The sequence below is a fragment of the Caballeronia sp. LZ003 genome (assembly GCF_031451465.1).
Lineage (GTDB): Bacteria > Pseudomonadota > Gammaproteobacteria > Burkholderiales > Burkholderiaceae > Caballeronia.
This window is the reverse complement of the sequence record NZ_JARUXJ010000004.1, coordinates 16,275-34,154: the sequence shown is the minus strand read 5'-3', so window position 1 is coordinate 34,154 and position 17,880 is coordinate 16,275. Positions and strand designations below refer to the sequence as shown.

Annotated in this window: 17 protein-coding genes and 1 riboswitch; of the genes, 1 reads left to right on the top strand and 16 read right to left on the bottom strand. The window is 60.9% G+C overall.

Annotated elements, in window-relative coordinates; genetic code table 11:
• Window positions 1-21: 21 nt before the first annotated feature.
• From QCE79_RS24235 to QCE79_RS24225, 3 genes are all read right to left on the bottom strand, one after another.
• On the bottom strand, window positions 22-3,900 hold the full coding sequence (locus tag QCE79_RS24235) for a tetratricopeptide repeat protein (RefSeq protein WP_309848312.1): 3,879 nt from the start codon (window positions 3,898-3,900) through the stop codon (window positions 22-24).
• Window positions 3,890-6,553: a sugar ABC transporter gene (locus QCE79_RS24230; protein WP_309848311.1), complete on the bottom strand. Its 2,664-nt coding sequence runs from the start codon at window positions 6,551-6,553 to the stop codon at window positions 3,890-3,892. Before QCE79_RS24230 ends, QCE79_RS24235 begins: the two co-directional genes overlap by 11 nt.
• Window positions 6,554-7,021: 468 nt before the next feature.
• A riboswitch (cyclic di-GMP riboswitch) is annotated at window positions 7,022-7,102 on the top strand.
• A 30-nt stretch (window positions 7,103-7,132) separates the two neighbouring features.
• On the bottom strand, window positions 7,133-7,357 hold the full coding sequence (locus QCE79_RS24225) for a hypothetical protein (protein WP_309850675.1): 225 nt from the start codon (window positions 7,355-7,357) through the stop codon (window positions 7,133-7,135).
• Between QCE79_RS24225 and QCE79_RS24220 the strand changes: the two genes are divergently transcribed.
• Window positions 7,347-7,979: a spherulation-specific family 4 protein gene (locus QCE79_RS24220; RefSeq protein WP_404989411.1), complete on the top strand. Its 633-nt coding sequence runs from the start codon at window positions 7,347-7,349 to the stop codon at window positions 7,977-7,979. The genes QCE79_RS24225 and QCE79_RS24220 overlap by 11 nt on opposite strands.
• Before the next feature lie 43 nt (window positions 7,980-8,022).
• Here the strand turns inward: QCE79_RS24220 and QCE79_RS24215 are convergent, their stop codons facing one another.
• The 13 genes from QCE79_RS24215 to QCE79_RS24155 form a co-directional block, all read right to left on the bottom strand.
• A complete protein-coding gene (locus tag QCE79_RS24215; RefSeq protein WP_309848310.1) occupies window positions 8,023-8,730 on the bottom strand; it encodes an SDR family oxidoreductase in 708 nt (235 codons plus the stop codon).
• Between the two features lie 50 nt (window positions 8,731-8,780).
• Window positions 8,781-9,614 (bottom strand): helix-turn-helix transcriptional regulator, encoded by an 834-nt coding sequence (locus QCE79_RS24210; protein WP_309848309.1) that lies wholly within the window; start codon window positions 9,612-9,614, stop codon window positions 8,781-8,783.
• A gap of 9 nt (window positions 9,615-9,623) precedes the next feature.
• The gene (locus QCE79_RS24205) at window positions 9,624-10,181 is read right to left on the bottom strand and encodes a carboxymuconolactone decarboxylase family protein (protein WP_309848308.1); all 558 of its coding nucleotides are present in this window, start codon (window positions 10,179-10,181) and stop codon (window positions 9,624-9,626) included.
• A 381-nt stretch (window positions 10,182-10,562) separates the two neighbouring features.
• Window positions 10,563-10,934: a hypothetical protein gene (locus QCE79_RS24200; protein ID WP_309848307.1), complete on the bottom strand. Its 372-nt coding sequence runs from the start codon at window positions 10,932-10,934 to the stop codon at window positions 10,563-10,565.
• The gene (locus QCE79_RS24195) at window positions 10,931-11,536 is read right to left on the bottom strand and encodes a glycoside hydrolase family protein (protein WP_309848306.1); all 606 of its coding nucleotides are present in this window, start codon (window positions 11,534-11,536) and stop codon (window positions 10,931-10,933) included. The genes QCE79_RS24200 and QCE79_RS24195 overlap by 4 nt, the downstream gene beginning before the upstream one ends.
• Entirely contained in the window at window positions 11,533-11,814 is a 282-nt protein-coding gene (locus QCE79_RS24190) for a hypothetical protein (RefSeq protein WP_309848305.1), read from the bottom strand. Before QCE79_RS24190 ends, QCE79_RS24195 begins: the two co-directional genes overlap by 4 nt.
• A 60-nt stretch (window positions 11,815-11,874) precedes the next feature.
• Entirely contained in the window at window positions 11,875-12,450 is a 576-nt protein-coding gene (locus QCE79_RS24185; RefSeq protein WP_309848304.1) for a hypothetical protein, read from the bottom strand.
• On the bottom strand, window positions 12,447-12,854 hold the full coding sequence (locus QCE79_RS24180) for a hypothetical protein (protein WP_309848303.1): 408 nt from the start codon (window positions 12,852-12,854) through the stop codon (window positions 12,447-12,449). Before QCE79_RS24180 ends, QCE79_RS24185 begins: the two co-directional genes overlap by 4 nt.
• A gap of 44 nt (window positions 12,855-12,898) precedes the next feature.
• Entirely contained in the window at window positions 12,899-13,117 is a 219-nt protein-coding gene (locus QCE79_RS24175; protein WP_309848302.1) for a hypothetical protein, read from the bottom strand.
• 77 nt (window positions 13,118-13,194) lie between these two features.
• Window positions 13,195-13,503 (bottom strand): hypothetical protein, encoded by a 309-nt coding sequence (locus QCE79_RS24170; RefSeq protein ID WP_309848301.1) that lies wholly within the window; start codon window positions 13,501-13,503, stop codon window positions 13,195-13,197.
• A gap of 14 nt (window positions 13,504-13,517) precedes the next feature.
• Window positions 13,518-14,204 (bottom strand): hypothetical protein, encoded by a 687-nt coding sequence (locus QCE79_RS24165; RefSeq protein WP_309848300.1) that lies wholly within the window; start codon window positions 14,202-14,204, stop codon window positions 13,518-13,520.
• Window positions 14,204-14,485 (bottom strand): hypothetical protein, encoded by a 282-nt coding sequence (locus QCE79_RS24160; RefSeq protein ID WP_250467622.1) that lies wholly within the window; start codon window positions 14,483-14,485, stop codon window positions 14,204-14,206. The genes QCE79_RS24165 and QCE79_RS24160 overlap by 1 nt, the downstream gene beginning before the upstream one ends.
• Window positions 14,485-17,880 carry a host specificity protein J gene (locus QCE79_RS24155; RefSeq protein ID WP_309848299.1) on the bottom strand — a complete coding sequence of 1,132 codons (3,396 nt, stop codon included), beginning with the start codon at window positions 17,878-17,880 and terminating at the stop codon, window positions 14,485-14,487. The genes QCE79_RS24160 and QCE79_RS24155 overlap by 1 nt, the downstream gene beginning before the upstream one ends.

The window sequence follows — 17,880 nt, the reverse complement described above, 5'->3', positions numbered from 1 at the left end:
TTCCGTGGATCCAGAATCGTTTCAATAAAACCAGCTATAGCGCGCACCGATTTGCGTGACCGGCGTACCGAGACGCGACACACGCTGATGCGAGAAGTAAAGCGCCGCATGATCGCCGCCGAACACAGTGCCCGCGAGGCCAAGACTGATGGACGGTCCCCAGCCCTGATTCGAGTCGTGCAGCACGCCTGCATCGAAGAATGGCCGCCATGCGCGCGTGTATTGATCGAGCAGATCGTTGCCGAAACCGAAGAACAGGCCGTATTGCGAGTAGCTTTGCGGAATGAAGCTCGCCGCACTCACCGGACCGGCGGTCACCGGAATGAGGCGCGAGATCAGGCCATCGGCGGCGCCACTTGCGCCGTATCCGCCATGCGCGCCCATCAGGCGCAGCGTGTAGTCCGGATAATTCGTGCGAATGCGATAACCGAGCTCGCCCGTCGACAGCACGCCGCTACCGAGATAGTTACGCGCTTGGCTATAGAAGCGATCGGCTTCGACCGTGCCCGTGGCATAGAGGCTTTCCGTCGCGCGATACGTCACGGTGCCTGCGACGTTGTCCTTCACACCGCCCACTTGCAACACTTGCGACTCGCGTGCGGTCTGGTTGTAGCCCGCCTTCACGGCGAGCGACAAAGCGGAATTTCGGCCCCATTCGGCACCCGCCGATACGCTGTAAAAACTGTCGAGCGCTTCGCGGCGGCCCACGGTGACCATGAACGCCGTGTCGTAAGTCTGGCGGCGCGCGAAGACTTCCAACGAGCGATCCACCGAAGGGACATCGGTGAGTTGCGATGAATCCGTCGAATGCTGGAAGCGTTGAACGCCCCTTACGCCGATCATGTATTTGTCCGCGATCTTGAGGCTGCCGCCAAGCGTCTGCTCGATGTAATCGAGCGGATGTTCGACATAACTCGTGACGCTTGCATCGAGCGATTGCGGCCACGTCAGTGAGGTCTGCACGAGGCGGCCATGAAGTTCATCGTCATAGGGCGCATCTTCGAGGCCTTGAAACGCGAGCTTTTGTGCGTCGCCCGGACGATCCACCGCGATCGATGCATCGATACGGTCATAAATCGGCAAACGCGCCTTCTGATCATCGAGAAGACGTTCCATCGCGGGCTTGTCGTTGTCGGCAAGCGCAATGGCGATCAACTGCTCCGAAGGCTGAACCAGCACGTCGGCGTATTGACGCGCGAGCCAGCGCTTCGCCAACGGATTCGCTTCGTGCGACATGGCCCAGGCAAGCGCGACATCGCGTGCAACGGACGAGGTCAGTTGTGTCTCTTTCGGAGATGCACTCGCGTTCGATGCCTTCAATTGCGCAGCGGGCAAACCGGCCGTATCGCCCAGCAAGGTGCGGCGTGCGGCGGTGTCGTCGTTGCGCCCGGCATCGGTTGCGAGCAGGTCGATCAGCAATGCCTTCGATACATCCGCGTTCTCGAATATCGATGCCAGCGTCACGCGCCGGCCTTGCAGTTGTTCACGCACTTCACTGCCTTGCGACTGGTGCGTCTGCACGATGTTCTTTCCCACCGCCGTGTTCGCGCGAACGGCCGCTTCCTCGTCCTGCATCTGGCGCCAGACATTGCGGCGAATGGACCATGCGAGATCGCTGCGTCCCGCCATCTCTTGCGCCTCGGCATAGCTCAACTGCCACAGCGGATCACGCGATGCGGACGCCGCTTGCAGACGCAAGTACTTGAGCGCGGCTTCAGGCTTGTTCAAGCGCATATAGGCAGCAGCGAGCGGGCCCCACAACGCGGGCTCTTGCGCGGGCGTATCGCGCCATGGCTTGAGCGCGTCGTGCAATTGCGCATCCGTGCCGTAGTCGACGAGCGTCCAGAGCAATGCCGCGCGCAAGTCGAGCGCGGCACCCGGCAGCGTGACGGCATGTTGAAGATCGGCGAGCGCATCGAGCGGACGGTTCGTCTGTCGATAGTATTCGGCGCGAATGCGCAGGAACGACGGCGACTCCGACGCAACGGCGAGTTGCTCCGGGCTCAGGCTTTTGAGCAATGCATCGGCGCGATCGTATTGCTCGGCATCGGTGTAATAGTGGACTGCGCTTTCCAGCGAGCGCGGCGAACGATCGCGGCGATACTGCAACTCCGAAGTGCGAGCGGCATCGACTGGATAAGCGTCGTAGAAGTACGTCATGGCGCTCAAGTCTTCGGGCGTGGCCTCGCCGCTTGCAAGCAGATGCTTGTACGCGTCGTTGGCGATGTCATCCCGTTGCAGAAGACGCGCGAGTTGCGCCGCGTTGCGCCAGAACAGAATGTCATCGTTCCTGGCGCCTTGGCGTGCAGCGAGCAAGGCATCGAGCGCACCCTTGTAGTCGCCATGACGATACAAAAGGCTCGCGGTGCGCAATGCGTATTGCGTGTTCGCCGGATTGCGCTTGTTCAGCGCGCGATAAGCGGCGAGCGCTTCGTCGTCGTGGCCCGAGCGTTCCGCGAGTTGGCCAAGCCGCAAAACGATGGCCTCGTTCGATATCGTGCGCTGACGGGTGCGCAGGAACGCCAGTGCATCGTCCGGACGGCCGAGACGTTCGTATGCCGCGACGACCGAGTCGAGCAGCTTGAGATCGGCGGGTGCGGCATTCGATGCCTGGATCAACGCGGCGAGATACGCGTTGTCGTCGTTGAGCATCGGAGCCAGACGCATGACGTTTTTCCAGCCTTCCGGGTCGTGCGTGGCTTGCGCGTAAGCGAGCCACATCTTGAGCGCGAGCGGCGACGCGTGATTCCATTCGGATACTTGAGCGAGCCGCTTCGTCCACACCGTCGAGCCGGGATTCTTCTCGACCTGTTCGCTCGCGACGCGCTGTGCGTTCTGCAAGTCGTTCGATTCGAGGAACGATTGGTACAGGAGACCCGGGACATCGTCCGTGGCGTTCGGAGCCGATGCAGGCGTGGCAACACGAACGACATGCACATCGTGACGGTGCGTATGCATCGGCTGCGAACCATCCATGTACGCATATTCTTTCTGTGATGCGCGCTCACGAAGATACGCGACCAGCCGTAGCGCGCCGTCTTCATCCGTTGGCTGCGCTTGCGCATAACCCGCGAGCGCCTTTGCATAACGATCCACGAGGTCCGGCCGATGCGCCGCGCGCGCCAGATTCAGCAGCACGACAAGCGTCGCGTGATCGTGCGCGAACGCTGCGCCATGTTCCTTCGCGGCGCCAAGCGCTTCATCGAGCAGATTGCCCGACTGTAGCGCGCGAATGCCGTTGATGAAGCAATCACGCTTCGCATCGAACGTGGGTGCCTTCGCTTGCAAACGGAACCAGCCTTCCGCCGCGCCGCGATAGTCGCCGCCATACATGGCAAAGCGCACCACTTCGCGATTCCAGCGCGTCTGTTGTGCCGGGTCCTGCACGGCAAGCCGCGCATAGAGCTGCCCCGCAAGCTGTTGCGCATTCGCGGATGCAGCCGCTTCGGCCAGCATTTGCAAGTCCGCATTCGACCACGACAGCGCCGCCGCGTTGGTCAGTTGCGTGCGCAGGCGAACCAGCGCGGCCTCGCGGCCCGGATCGTTCGCGGGCAATGCGAAGGTCTCGCGCGTATCCACGGTCAGGCGCAGCAACTGTGCGGCGCGATGAAGCTCGTCACCAGGCGCGGCGGCCATGCGGTCAGCAATGCGGCGCGCATCTTCATCGCGCCCGAGACGCACGTATTGCGTGCCGAGCACCGAGAGAATCTCCGTGTTGCCGGGCTGCACGCGCAGCCACGCTTCGAGATAAGCGATGCTGAGATCGCTCGGTGCATCGGTGGATGTCAAGCGGTTGCGCAATCCGCCACGCGGATGCATGAACCATAGCGTGATCATCACGACGCCCGCGAGCAACATCACGAGCCACGTTGGCGCAATACGAGGGCGATTAACGAGCACAGGCGACCTCGACCGGCTTGTAGTTCAAGATAGATCCGACGTCGGCCGACGTCTCGAAGCGCAGGAAATCGCCATCGCGTCGGACAGCAACGCTTTGACCGTTGACGCGAACCTTGCACTGCTGCGCGTTCGCTACCTTGACGAACGGCTGATAGTGGCCGGCAAATTCGAACTGCATGCCTTGCGGCGTGCGGCGAAAGTTGCGCACGAAACCATTTGCCTCTTCGATATACGGCGCGGTCGTTGTACCGCCCATGGCAAAACGCGCACTGCCGTTATCGATATGGATGTAAGTACCGTCAGGCCCCGGCGCGAAACCCGTGACGCCCGAAGCATCATCGACCGATGGCTTTGTCGCTTGCGGCCAGTGCAATTCGCGCACTTCGCCATTGCCGCGCACGAGCCATTGACCGGACTTCGAATCGATGTCTTTTGCTACCGCGAAGGTATGCCAGTCGAGCACCTTGCGGATGTACTCGCTCACATAGACCGGCATCACCGGCTGCTTGAGTGTCGTCGAAAAGATCTGATCCAACGCGCGCAGCGACGCCACCTTGGTGCCGCTATACATGTGGTAATAGATGTCGATCGGCTTGAAGCGCTGCGGACGCTCGGTCATCGCGAACGTTTCCAGCACGCGCGTGAAGCCATAGAACGGACCTTGCCAGTTGTTCGTATAGACGTTCTCGTCTTGATTCGGCGCATATACCTGATATGCGCCGGGTCCCTTGTCCACACCGACCGGCGCGATATTGGTCCAGCTATTGGCCGACTTCGTGATGACCGTATCGCCGCCATTGAAGTTGTAGACGCCCGCCTCGGCCACCTTGCGCACGACGAAGCCAGGCGGACGGCAGTCGCCGGACCATTGCAGGAGCACGGTCTTCTTGCCGGCAGGTGCAAGACGCGAGTTGATATAGTCGATCGAGCCCGTGATCTCACGATCGATATTGAAGCGATATCCCGGGATATTCAACGAGAACGCCGCGTCGCCACCGCCGCGATCCATCTGTGCGCCCTTGCTGTCGACCTGTTCCCACTGAAACGGATGCGAGTACGTATGCGTGCCGATCTCGACGTGCGGCAGCGCGAACATCTTGCGCGCGATGGCTTCCAGACGGGGCGAGATATCCGGATGCAGACCGGCAGGACCGACTTCGCCTTCGATGACGGAGAGCGTCATCGGCACTTGATAGCGCGTGAATATCTGCTGATACAACGCTTCGCCCGAGTAGTCGGGACCGGGGAATTCCGCGCGTGAGGCGAAGCCATCGCCATCCACGTGCGACATGAAAAGGCGTCGGCCGTTTTCCGTCGTCACGCTCGGCGCGGGCATGTCTTGCAGATGCAGCGCCGCCTTCATGAAGGCCATCGGTTGAATGGCCCAGCGTTCCTGTTCGATGCTGTCCAACGATACGACTGTGTAAGGACTCAGCGCGTACCCGCCCCACGGCGTGAGCGCGACTTGGTCCACCTCCTCTCCGCTTGCCGAGACGCGCAGCAAAGCTTGACTGCGCGGACCCACGCGCACCCCTTGCAGATCGCGCGGTTCCGGTTTCGGGCTGATCTCGAAGCCGATCATCGGATCGCTCTTGACGACCGTGACGGGCGCCGCGAACGTTCCGCCGACCGGTTGCAGATCGAGCGCGGCGCCAGCGGAACCGGCTGAATCGAAACCGAACTGACCGAGAAACGCGACAGGAATGTGATCCGCCATGCGCGCGGCAACCCATCGTTGCCAGACTTGTGCATCGGGCACCGCGCCGCGCTGAATCCATGCGACCACGCCTGCGTAACGGTCGGGTGTGATGTTATCCGGCAAGCGCGACGAAAAGTCGGCGTACTCGACGTCGTAGCCCATGTAATTGAGCGGCGTGGCGAGGTCACGCACCCCCGCGCTTAAATCGAGCGGGTCCTTGGTATCGCGGTCCTGCACGACGAGAATCTTGCGCGGCAGCACTTCTATCTTGCCGATGCCGACCACATCGCGCGCCTTGCTCGTCACGTAAGGCAGCATGCCTGCGGACACGACGCGGCTCGCTGTATCGCGCGCGCACTGCCGGTCGTTGCGATTGCAATACTCGATCGACACGAGGGGCACGCCGCTTTGCTGCGTGAATTCGCGCGCCGCCGCCATGCGCCGTGCGCGCAACGCTTCAGGAACTTCCGTGAACTGACCACTTTCGTCTATACCGCGAATCAGCGAATCGCCGACGACCGCATACAGCGCGCTTGCATAGGGCAACGCGCTTTGCGCAATGTTCTCGCCACCCGCGATAAGACGCGCGTCCGGATGCGCCGCATGAATTCGAAGGGCTGCGGCAAGAGCGATTGGCGTATCGAGGAAAAATCCGCGATAACCCCGCTGCCACAGCGCTTCGATTTCAGCGGCATTTCCGCTTTGACTACGCGCGATCCATGTCGTATGCGCGAGCGGATGCATGGACGGATCGAAGCCCGTTGCCGGGTCGATGACCACTGCGTCGAATGCCTGCAATTGATCGACAGGCGGATTCGCCGCGTAATAGAAAGCGATATTGGGTTGAGATGCAGCGGACTGTAAAGCGCGCGGCGCATTGGACTGCAGCGCCGCCGCTTGCGCATAAGCGATGAACGGATCAAGGCCCGCCGTGCTCAACAGAACGGCTGCCATTACGCGCATTACGAAACGTTCAGGCGCACGTTCCGCACGCGCGCAAGAGAACATACCGGCGCGTGCCCGGGTCCACTTCTCCATCGGCAAGATCTTTCCCCCGTTTGATTTTTATACGAGTGCAGCGCGCTTTTTCTCAAGGACATCGCCTTGAGGAAATCGTCACCGCAAGCTCATTCGGCTAGCCGCAATCGCGCTACGCAAAGCCCGCGTTGCGCGGGTCGTGAAGCAATATTTTTTTGCTTAATTGCCAAGGGCGCGCACGATAGCACATGACCTTTAGCCGCTCAAGTCCGCTTATGCATCGAACAAACCAGTGCACGTTGCTAGGCATTAACGACCATGTTCAATAGAACTTTAAGGCAAACGTTTGGCGACGCGCTGAGAGATAACGAGTCGTCCAAGCGTCATCAAGCGATGCCAAAGATTTCTTTTTATTACGCTAAAGAAATCTCAAAGCCTGCCGTTAGGGGAGAGGGGCAAAACCGGAGTGATCCGGCGACGCAAAACTAAAGGGACTTTCTTGACGAGAAATTGCCAGTTGCCCGCCGTCTGTGCGGCGGGCCAAAAGACAGCGGCTTAAATGACCGCGTCAGGAGGCTTAATGCTGAACGCAGCTTTGAAATGCTTGAACTGTCTGAAGTGGGCAATGCCTCTCGCCGCCTTGTTGGGCACCGCTAGCACGGCCTTCGCGGCCACAACGGTCAATACGGCCAACACGGTCAACACGGCCACCAGCGTCGTCATCCCCTCGTATTTCAATGCTACGAGCAGCGTCTCGAACTGGAACAGCTTGACCGCCACCGCGCGCAAGGTTCCGACCACGGCCATTCTGAATCCGAACAGCGGTCCCGGTATCAAGGAAGACGTCGCCTATGCCGCCGCCGTAACACGACTTCATGCGGCGGGCGGCAAGGTGATTGGCTATGTATCGACGTCGTATGCAAAGCGCTCGCTTTCGGCGGTCGTGGCGGACATCAACGCGTACGTGACGCTTTATAAGGTCGATGGCTTTTTCATCGACGAGATGACGGCCGATAGCCAGATGTCGCACGTCCAGTTCTATCAGTCCATCTACAACTACATCAAGGGATTGAAGTCGACATACTCGGTCATGGGTAACCCGGGAACGAACGTTCCCGAGCTTTATGCGAGCCTGCCGACCGCCGATCAGTTCGTGGTCTTCGAAAGCACGGTCAAGAGTTACGCGCGCTATCAACCGATGAGCTGGCAAGCCGCGTATCCGAAGAACCGCTTCGTGCATATGGTGTATGGCGCAACGGCCGCGCAGTTGCCGGGCGTCGTTCAGTATGCGAAGACACATGGCGCGGGCGGCGTGTATGTCACGTCGCTTGCCGGTTCGAATCCTTATAAGGCGCTGCCGCCGTATTGGGATCAGGAAACGGCGGACGCCATCGCGCCTTGAGATCACGGCCACACGAAGCAACGCCGGACACAGGGCATCGCATTCAAAGCGCCCGAACGATTCCCCCATCGACGCGGATGTTCTGTCCGGTGATATAGCCCGCGCCGTCCGACAATAGAAACGCCACGGTCTTCGCAATCTCTTCGGTCTTACCGAAGCGCCCTGCCGGAATGCGTGCGACGATCTCCGGCGTTTCCGGCCAGCTATCGATAAACCCCGGCAGCACGGAATTGATGCGAATGTTTTCCGCCGCGTGCCGCTCCGCATAGAGGCGCGTGAATGCGCTCAACGCCGCACGCAACGCCGATGAAACCGGCATCACCGGCTCCGGCGCCACCGCTGCGAAGCTCGAAATATTGACGACGGCGCCGCCGCCCTGCTTCTGAAACACCGGCGTCACGCGGCGCAGCACACGCACCACGTTGAGGATGATGAGGTCGAGGCCTTCGTGCCATTTGGCGTCGTCGAGTGCGAGGAGATCGCCTTTGGGCGGATGCCCCGTGTTGTTCACCACGGCATCGATGCGGCCGTATTTTTCGAGCGTACCTTGCACGAACTTTTCGATATCCGCGTCCTGCGCCACCGAACCCGTCATGCCGAAGCCGTTCAACTGCTCCGCGAGCGTAACGGCGCTGCCCGAAGGCGACATCAGCGCGACTTTGTAGCCGTTGGCCGCGAGTTCCTTCGCGATGGCCGCGCCCATGCCCTTGCCCGCCGCCGTGATCAGTGCAACCTTGTCCGTGGTCGTCATACGTTTCTCCTTCATAGAGTCGAATGAAGCACTCTATGCGCTGCAAGCGCCTATGTCGAGAACGTCGCCAAATGCCGCGCTTCCGTTGCATCGTCGGCGGGAAAGAGACACTCGATGCGCAACTCCTGCGCGGCGATGGTTCGCGGCGTGCCGACCGTCGTCACCATCGAGAAGTAGTCAAGCACCGTACCTTCGAAAACGAAGCCGAGCGGCACGACCGGCAACGCGGAAGCGCCGCGCGATACTTCCCGCGAGCGCCAGTCGCGCGGCACATCGGGATAAGCGAGCAAGGCATCGAAGAGATTACGCGTGCCTTCATCGACAAACTGCCCTACTGCTTCGCGATGCACGCGTTGCAAGAGACTGCGCGCGACGTTATCCCAGTCCGCGATGAACGGGCGCATGCCCAGCGGATCGAACATCAGATGCAGCATGTTGCGCGGCCCCGTGCGCGCGGACATATCGATGAAACGATTGAAGAAGCGCGGCGCGGCAGCGTTGGTCATCAGCACGTTCCAATGCCGGTCCATGACGATGGCGGGATAAGGCTCGTGCTGACGCAACACGCGTTCGAGCGCGCGCACGACGCCCTGCATCTCTTCGGCGTTCCACGGCGCATCGGAATAGAGCGGCGCGTAGCCTGCTGCAAGCAACAGCGCATTGCGCTCGCGCAGCGGCACGTCGAGCGTCTCGGCAAGATCAAGTACAGTCTGCCGGCCCGGCACGCTGCGGCCGCTTTCGATGAAGCTAATCTGCCGCTGCGATACGCCCGCGTCCAGCGACAAGCCGAGCTGACTCACGCCGCGCACATCGCGCCAGTAACGCAGCAGGTCGCCGATAGCGTTCGACGTTCGACTTTTCTCGGCGTGAGCGGCTGTCGTCATGTGCTTTCCTCAACGTGTCGGCGCTTGCCACGCATACTCGGCGAACTGCTCTTCGAGCGGCGGTTGCGTGACGCTACCGGTGTAGTTCGTGATGGTCGATGCCGCCACGACCGCGATTACATCGAGTATCTGCGCGGCGCCGAAGCCGGCATCGATGAAACGCTTCTCGTCGGCGCGATCGATCCGGCCGCGCCTGTCGATGAGCGTGCGCGCCAGCGCCGAGAGCGCGGCGAGGTTTACATCGGCGGGCAAGCGTGCTTCGCGGATGGCATCGACATCGGCCCGGCTCACGCCCTGTTGCAACGCGAGCGCCGTATGAAACGCGGCGGCCCATTCGCTGCGGTTCGTCACCGCGTTGGTGAGCAGCAGCGTCTGAATCTGCGGCTCGCTGAGACTGCTCGCGTGCACGCGCTCGAACAAGCCGATGAAGCCATTGATCAGCGTGGGCGATGCAGCCATCGCGCCCGCGATGTTCGGCACGAGGCCGAAGGTTCGTTGCAGGCGTTCGAGCACAGGCTTCGATTGCTCGGGGGCGGTTTGAATCGTATGAACGGTATGGTTCGACATGAGAGGCTCCTTGTTCTCGAACGCTGCGGCCAACATGGCTGCATCGCGATGATGAGAGAGTAGGAGCGCGCGTGAGGCTCGCCAATTACATGGCATGTAATTAGGTGTTTTCGCGCTTTTCTCTTTCCTGTCATCCACTTAGGTTCGTTTTCCGCACGAAATCGCATGCCCTGAAATGCACAACACGGCACTAATAGAATCAAAGACATACAGCGGCATTCTAGACGGCGTTACTTTCGGTCGCCTAACTTCCAGCCGCAGTGCGCGATGCCCATTTTAAGATTCGCCGTCACCTGGTCAAGGAACGGTCGAGACATCGCGCGCACGTCGGCATCGGTTGGCGTCTCGGGCTTGAAATACAAGCAGCTGTTGTCGATAACCCTAAGCGGGCCCGGCACCTCTTTGACCTGTTCCGGGGTTGTCTGCACCGGAGCCGTGGAGCAGCTTGAGAAGCTCATCGCGAGCAGCGTCGTCATCGAGACGCGCCTGAGTGTTTTCAACATCGGTTCTCTCCTGCGCGGCGACCGCCGCAGTCTTTGCCGCGTCGGCGTCGGCTTGGACATCCGCCGTTTTGCGTGCGTTGAGGTTGTCTTCGGCAACTTGTTGCTGTGCCTTGGCGGCCGCGACGGCGGATTGAGCCTGCTGCTTCGTATCAGCGACCGTCGCTTTCGCGTTCATGTGCGTGAAAACTGCCCACGCGCCCACTAGGCCAGCGACGATCCATGGCCCAAGTTTCATCACGAGTTCGATCATTTCCCGTCCCTCATCATGTTGGCGAGTCGCAGCGCGCGGCCCGGCTTCGCGGCCGTGCCAATGCCGACGTCATCGCGCGCCCACTTCGAATCAAGCATCTCGGCGGCGGCCGTCGAATAGTTCGCCGAGCGCGCCGCCGCCAGCATGTTCGTAAAGCCGAGCAGACGGCCGATACCCATGTTGAAACACATGTTCGCGATGACTCTCTGCCGGACATCGTCCAGCGCGCGCCACCACGACAGGTTACGGTCCAGGTCGACGTACACGTCGTCGAGATCGTCTTCGAGCAACTGATCGACCTGGCTGTCCGACAGCGGATAGGTCCACCCGGCTGGCAGCGGCTTCGCCAGCAGGTTGTGCCCCACGCCGGTCGTCGGAATACCCTTCGAGTCGAGATAGCGCGTGTATCGCACGCCCTCGTCGCGGCGCAGCTCGTCGACGAGAACCATCTCGTTATGCGGCGTCATCGTCGGCAGACGGGTCGACAGCGATACCGCGGGCGCAGGCGGCGGAGGAAGCGGCTCAGGTGTTGGCGAAGGCTGATAGCCGCCGCCCTGCTGCTTCGGTTTGAACAGAGCGAGAACTGCGTCAAGCAAGCTCATCGCTGCGCCTCACCATCTGCCGGAACGCGGTGCAGCGAGGTATAGCGGATCGCGATAAAGCTCAGACCGAAGAGCGTGTATGCAATCCACTGCTGGACGTTTTGCGGAATGACGTCGCGCAGCTCGTGCGGCATGCCGGACCACGCCTGAGCGATGAGCGGACCGGCGCCGGCAAGCGCGGTGAACGCTGCACCAGCGATGACGGTGCCGCGCTTATGCAACTTCTGCCAGCCATCGGCGAGCGTGAGACGCACTTGAGTGAACGGGATCAGAGGCATATGCCCTCCAGAAATGAAAAACCCGGCGCGCGGCCGGGTTGGATGTGAAAGCGTGGTGGTCTAGCGGCGGTTACCCGCCCATGGCGTCGGCGGGACTGCGGCTGTCGGATGCGTTGCGGTATCGAGTTTCTTCTCGGTGGCCTTCGCAGCCGATGCGGCTTCAGTCGCCTGCTGCTGCACGGCATCGGTCTTCACGAGAATCTGCTCGGTCTTCTGCGCGGTCACGGCGGCAGCGACGGCCGCCTTCTGTGCCGCAGCGATGGCAGCCGCCTGCGCGCGCTCGCGCTCCGCGGCGCGGCGGTCGTTCTTCGCGTCCATCTTGTCGAGCGCTTCGCCAAACTTCGCAATCGCGTCTGCAAAGTTGTTCACGTCGATGGCGTATTGCGCCGACTGTTTGCCGAGCCGCTGCTCATACTCGAGCTTTTGCGCAGCGAGTTTGTCGTTCAAGTCGCTCAGGTTCTGCTCGTTCTTGCTCGCCTGCATCGTGCTGCCAGCGAATACGCCAGCGACGCCCGTGCAGAGCGCGCCGAAGAGCAGGATTACGCAAACCCACGGCAGATGCTTCGCACGGAGGAAATATGCCTGCTCGATGTGGACGCCGTCATGCGACGCCACCGGTTCGGTCAATTCGGTCATTCGGTCACCGTGATGCGGATGGGCGGATAGACGTTGCTCTCGTCGCGCCCGACCAGGTTGTTTTGGAAGCGCGATACGTTGCGATACTCGTAGTCACCCGGCGGAAGCGTTGCGGGGATCTCGAACGCTGAGCTGCGCACGGCGCACCCCGCCTTCGCCAGCGTGGCGGTGCCCCGCAGCGCGATGTATGCCTTGCGATTTACGTCGTATAGCGACGGCGACTGCTCCGCGTAGATGTCGCGGTCAAGACATACATTGCGCCGCACGTACATCCACTCGCCGCGGTGAAACGAAGCGCGCGGCGTGCCGCCTTCATCGAACGCTGCAGCCGGGCCGGCATGATAGGGATTGCCGCCGACAAGCGCGATGTACAGGAACGTTGCGGCGCTAACGATAAGCGTCACGGCGTAGGCACCTCCAATCAAGATCTGGTTCCGGTCTGCAGGACTCATTTCACGATCACCTTTGCGAGCAGGGCTGATAAGACAGCGGTCAAAGTCGTGCCGGCAATCGAATAGACGAGGATCTTCACCACGGTGAACTCGGTCTTCGTGATGAAGGTATCCATCCGCACAGCGATGCCAGCCTTCCATTCACGCAGAGCAGCAAGTTCCTCGCCGTGCTCGGATACTTTGTCCCGCAAGCCCGACAGTTCATCAGCAGGCATTCAACACCCCTCGTAAGCCGGTTTTCCGGGCATAAAAAAAGCCGCCCGAAAGCGGCTCAGTCTCTCTGGCCTGTTGTTCAGTCGGCGATCTGCGCGCCGATGAAGTTCGCGCGCGCCGCTGTCGGCGACGTCTTGTCATCAGCGGACGCGACGATCTTTTGCTCGGCATATTCGCGGGGATCGACACCTGCCGTCGGCAGTTCCGAGAACTCGATCGACTGGGTGAACACCGGCTGCTTGCCATCCGTGAAGGTTTGCTGATTCACGAACGATTCCAACTGCGCGGCGCTGCGCCCATTGCGATAGTCGATGGTGACCTGTTGGACGACATGGAAGCTTGCTGTGGCGCCGGTTCCAGGCGTTACGTAGTCGATGATGATGGACATGCTTTTCCTCTCAATTACATGTTGGTGACGTCGACGATGATGTACGCGTAGCCGTTCCGCGCCGTCGAGTTGATAGCCGGCGCCGGATCCTGCCGCGAGTAATCGATCAATTGCCCCGAAGAGGCAGAGAAAGTGTTGTTAGAAACTCCAAATGGCATAGCCAAAAAGTTCACGATGCCGCCAGTCTGCGGATACGGTGGCGTGCTAATTCCCCACGAATACCAGAGCTGCGTCTGCACGACTGCGATCGTTTTGCTATACGGCGTCGAAAGCGAAACATTCGTGCCAGTGCCGTTGATGAAATCGAGGATGCGCAGGTACGACATCCGGCTATCGAACACCGGCGATCCGCTGCTGTTCCGCACGATCAACCCATACGATCCCGAACCGGTGATGCCTGCCGGCGAGTCGAACAACCAATACGTGATGGCGACGCCGCTTGCGTTGCAGTAGAACTTATAAGTGACGTTCGATCCGCTCACGCTCGTCGAGACGAGCACGCACTGCCCGGACGCGGGGCGAACCGCCAACATCGGCGAGACGCCGTATGCGACGGTCAGGGTTGCGGCGTACCATCCGTTTGCCGTGGCCGCTCCACCCGATGTGATCGAGCCTTTCTGACGAAGTCCCAGATTGGCGTATGTGCTGTCGATCTGCAGGAAGCCATTCGCGTTCACGACCTTCAGGCCAAAGTCAGCCATCAGTACACCCCATACATCACGGTCACCGCGCGCGTGCCATAAGTCGTAGACGGGAACGTCCACGAGATCGTATTGCCGCTCAGCGTGACGATGGGCGCCAGGACCGTTCGCGAATATTGCGAGTCGTCCAACACCATGAACCATACAGAACCGGTCACGTTGACCGTGAAGCTTCCGTCGCTGCCGCCCGTCGAGAACGTGCCGATCACGCGCGTTAGCCGATCGGTAATGTCCACGGTGATATTGCCGCTAGCGTCGCGGCATCGAAGACCGTATGCCATCAGGCGATGTATCCAAGCTGCACGCGATTCACGCCACCGGTGTCATACACATACACTCCGTTGTTATTGAGCGTAGTGCGCCCTCCTCCGCCCGTGCCGTTGATCTCAAACGTACCCGCCTTGTTGATCTGCCAGCCTTGCTGTCCGGCGACATAGTTGTCGCTCTGGATCGTGCTGCCGATCATCGCGTTCGTGATCCAGCCCGTGCCGATGAGCGCCTGGCTGATGAAAACTTGACCGCCTTGGATGACGAAGGGAAGCGTCACGACCGAGCCATTCGGGTCGAGCACGGCGAACCGGCTCGCCGCGACCAGCACCTGCGATTCGACGACGCCGCTGCTGTTGTCGACGCCGATACCGACACCGGCGATGTACGTCCGGCCGTTCGAAGTGATCTGCGTCTTGATGGTGTAAGACGCGGCCACCCGCCCGTTCAAGTCGGCGTATGAGGACTGCGCCGTCTGCGCTGCGGCGGCGGCATTGTTCGCCGTCGATTGAACCGTCGTAATCTGGGAAGCCTGTGCGCTATCTGCATCGACGCGCGCCTGCGTCTCCGTCTGAATAGCCGCAATCAGAGTCGTGTTGTTCGACGTGATCTGCGCGGTCACCGTCTCGACGTTCTTCGCAATCGCGAGATCCGCGTCGGCGCGCGCGCTCTGTTCGGACCAGACGCCCGCATAGACCTGCGTTGAACCAGCATAGTCGCCAGTCGAGCCGGCCAGCGGCGGCACTAGAACCTGTGCGCTAACGACATCGATTCGACTAGAAAGCGCGCTGTCACCTTGAATGCGCGACTGAGTTTCCTGAGTGATGGCCGCAGCGGTCTGGGTGACACTCTGCTGCAAATCTGGAATTTGTTCGATCTCGGAAAGCAGATCTTGTGCGAGTTGCGTGGCAGTGATCTGTCCAAGCAGGTACGTCAGGATCGCGTCGGCGTCGTCGCTCGATGCCCCGAGCACGCCCGCGTTCGGATCCGTTGGATACCACGGCCCTATGTTGCCCGACGTGTCTACAAGACGACCCCAGAAGAAAAACTGCTGCCCCGCTGCGAGCCCCATCAGATGCGCTTGCGACTGAGGATATGCGTAGTCCGCCTGCTTCACTGCCGTCGACCGGTCGTTCGTGCGGCTATACCAGATCTCCGAGCGCTGCGTGTCGCCGGCCGAACCGTCCGCGGGGAACGTCCAATCGACCTCGATAGCGAAGATCTGCGAGATGGTCGTAAGCGACGTCATTGACGGCGGCGGGCTCGTCTTACCGGTGAGCTGCGTATCTACGCCATACGCCGGCACTGACGTGACGCCCATCGCATTCTGCGCCCGCACGCGCGCGAGATACGTGCCCTGATAGATACCCGGCACTTCTGCCTGCAGCCCGCCCGTCGAGCTGACCGTTACCCACTCGCCGTTGTCCTTCCGCCACTCTGACAGATACGACACGGCCTTGTCGGCCGCATCCCACGCGATGACCATGGTCGTTTTCGAGATGCCTTGGTCGATCGTCGAATAAGTCGACACGCGCACATTCGTCGGCGGCGGCTGCACCGATGGCGGTATGACCGTGATCGGTCGCACCTGGATCGCGGCGCCGTTATCGATCGCCGCGTACTTGCCGGGCTCGTACTGCGTTGCGTTGACCGTGTACGTGATCTGGCCATCGTCGTCGGACTCCTGCACGCTCACGACGCGGAACAGTTGCGCGGCTAGATCCGAACTCTCGAGCATCCACACCGCGCCGGCCGACGGCTGAGTGTCGAAGGCGGCGGTCACCGTGACAGCATCGCCGGCCGTACCTTGCACCGTGCGCGCCTGCGCGATGCCCGACGGTAGGATCACCGTGAGCTTGTCGCCAGCGGCGACGGTCGGTGCTTTGTCGAGCGTAATGACGCGCCCGTTGCTCGCGCGAATGCGCCCGCCCGTCCGCCTTCCTGCCTTCGCTGGATCGGCCACGGCAATGACACTGCCCGGCGGGCAGAGCGTACCGTCGAGGCCGACATTGAAAGAGACGGTGTTTGTCTCATATCGGCTCGTGAGCAGAGTCCACAAACCGAGTCGATGAGCTTGCCCCTGCGACGTCGTGCCGAACGCGGTGATTTCCGCCTTCATCACGCCGTAGCGCGCCATGCCGTCTTCATCCGGCACATACTCGACGGCTTGTTGATAGCCGTTCGCTGGATCGTTCCAGCTGATTAGCGCCGTCGTGTAGCGCGTCTTGCGCGACGAGCCGACATACTCGAAAGTCCCGTTGACCACGTTCGCGGCGGTGTAGACGTACTCGGGATCTTGCGGCATGTCCGCATTGGCGACGACCTGCCCCGGACCCCAATACGCTATGCCGCGGAACACGGTCGCTAGGTCTTGCAGTACCTTGTACGCGTCGGCGCGCGACTGGATGACGGCATTGCACGTGAAGCGCGGTTCTTGCCCGCCCTTCCCATCCGAAACCATGACGTCGCAATACTGCGCGATCTGATACAAATTCCACTTGTCGATCATGGACGCGTCGACGAGTTTCCCGAGACCATACCGGTCGTTGATCACCAGGTCATAGAAGATCCACGCCGGATTATCGGTCCAGGCCGTCTTAAATGTGCCGTCCCAAGTCCCTGCGTATGTCCGCGTGGCGACGTCATAGTTCGTCGGAACGCGGATGATCAGGCCTTTTATGTCGTATGCACAGGTGGGCACGGAACTGAAGGACTGAGCATCGAAAGACAGGCCGACGAGCGCGCTCATAGGGTAGCGCAGCTTTCGATCGATGATCTCGGTGATGGCCTCAATGTTCACCGTGTCGGCGATTAATGAGCTGTGCGCATTCGCCGTGAGACGCCGCACGCGCACGAGCCAGCCGGTCGTTGCCGGCGGCAGTTCGATGCGTACGCTGCGCTCATAGAGCGATGTCGTTTTCCCGTCGAATGCGCCGCTTAGCACTTGCGCGTATGCGCCGCCATCAACTGCGACGTCGATCGCATACTCAATTCGGTAGCCAGTGACATCCCCCGTCGATTGGTTCGACTGTTGAAGTTGCGGCACGCCGAAGCGAATGCGTGCCGCTGTGAGCTGCACGTTCTGAAGTTGGTGAACCCACGGCGTGTCCGACGTCAACGCAGTGTTGACCGTAATTTCGTTTTCGACAGCCGGAAAGCCCGACATGAAGGTCTGGTCTTGCGTGCCTGTCCGCGTGTCGACTGAATAGTTCGTGAAGTTGGTCGAGCCGTCGCTGTTTTGAATCGGCGTGTCGTCAAGATAGATCGACTGCAAGCCGCTTACCAAGCCGACGATCGGGCCTTCAGAAACGATGTCGAGCACCCTCGCAGTCGCGGTCGAGCGCAGGCTATCGGGCGATTCGGTTGCCGTGCTCGACGAGCCGCCGCCCTTGGAACCGTAGAGGCGCAT